Annotated in this window: 1 rRNA gene; it reads right to left on the bottom strand. The window is 57.3% G+C overall.

Annotated features, from left to right (window positions below):
• Positions 1 to 21 precede the first annotated feature (21 nt).
• Positions 22 to 1,848 (bottom strand): 23S ribosomal RNA (locus ACFVKT_RS40050); the annotation flags it as partial.

The following is a 1,848-nucleotide window of genomic DNA, read 5'->3' as shown; positions in this document are numbered from 1 at the left end:
ACACAGTGGACGCGAGCAACTGAGGACAAGCCCTCGGCCTATTAGTACCGGTCACCTCCAGCGGTTACCCGCCTTCCAGATCCGGCCTATCAACCCAGTCGTCTACTGGGAGCCTTAACCCCTCAAAGGGGGTGGGAATACTCATCTCGAAGCAGGCTTCCCGCTTAGATGCTTTCAGCGGTTATCCCTCCCGAACGTAGCCAACCAGCCATGCCCTTGGCAGGACAACTGGCACACCAGAGGTTCGTCCGTCCCGGTCCTCTCGTACTAGGGACAGCCCTTCTCAATATTCCTGCGCGCGCAGCGGATAGGGACCGAACTGTCTCACGACGTTCTAAACCCAGCTCGCGTACCGCTTTAATGGGCGAACAGCCCAACCCTTGGGACCGACTCCAGCCCCAGGATGCGACGAGCCGACATCGAGGTGCCAAACCATCCCGTCGATATGGACTCTTGGGGAAGATCAGCCTGTTATCCCCGGGGTACCTTTTATCCGTTGAGCGACGGCGCTTCCACAAGCCACCGCCGGATCACTAGTCCCGACTTTCGTCCCTGCTCGACCCGTCGGTCTCACAGTCAAGCTCCCTTGTGCACTTACACTCAACACCTGATTACCAACCAGGCTGAGGGAACCTTTGGGCGCCTCCGTTACTCTTTAGGAGGCAACCGCCCCAGTTAAACTACCCATCAGACACTGTCCCTGATCCGGATCACGGACCCAGGTTAGACATCCAGCACGACCAGACTGGTATTTCAACGACGACTCCACACGGGCTGGCGCCCGCACTTCACAGTCTCCCAGCTATCCTACACAAGCCGAACCGAACACCAATATCAAACTATAGTAAAGGTCCCGGGGTCTTTCCGTCCTGCTGCGCGAAACGAGCATCTTTACTCGTAGTGCAATTTCACCGGGCCTATGGTTGAGACAGTCGAGAAGTCGTTACGCCATTCGTGCAGGTCGGAACTTACCCGACAAGGAATTTCGCTACCTTAGGATGGTTATAGTTACCACCGCCGTTTACTGGCGCTTAAGTTCTCAGCCTCGCACACCCGAAGGCGCACTAACCGGTCCCCTTAACGTTCCAGCACCGGGCAGGCGTCAGTCCGTATACATCGCCTTACGGCTTCGCACGGACCTGTGTTTTTAGTAAACAGTCGCTTCTCGCTGGTCTCTGCGGCCACCCCCAGCTCAGAGTGCAAGACTCATCACCGGTGATGGCCCCCCTTCTCCCGAAGTTACGGGGGCATTTTGCCGAGTTCCTTAACCATAGTTCACCCGAACGCCTCGGTATTCTCTACCTGACCACCTGAGTCGGTTTAGGGTACGGGCCGCCATAAAACTCGCTAGAGGCTTTTCTCGACAGCATAGGATCATCCACTTCACCACAATCGGCTCGGCATCAGGTCTCAGGCTATGTGCTGTCCGGATTTACCTGGACAACGCCCTACACCCTTACCCCGGGACAACCACCGCCCGGGATGGACTACCTTCCTGCGTCACCCCATCACTCACCTACTGCAGGTCTGGACCGTCGGCTCCACCACTCCCCTTTGCCCGAAGGCTCCAGGGCGGCTTCACGGACTTAGCATCGCCTGGTTCAATGTTTGACGCTTTACAGCGGGTACCGGAATATCAACCGGTTATCCATCGACTACGCCTGTCGGCCTCGCCTTAGGTCCCGACTTACCCTGGGCAGATCAGCTTGACCCAGGAACCCTTAGTCAATCGGCGCACACGTTTCTCACGTGTGTATCGCTACTCATGCCTGCATTCTCACTCGTGAACCGTCCACCACTAGCTTCCGCTGCGGCTTCACCCGGCACACGACGCTCCCCTACCCATCC

The organism is Streptomyces sp. NPDC127595, from assembly GCF_042671685.1.
Classification (GTDB): domain Bacteria; phylum Actinomycetota; class Actinomycetes; order Streptomycetales; family Streptomycetaceae; genus Streptomyces.
This window is presented reverse-complemented; position numbering and strand designations above follow the sequence as displayed.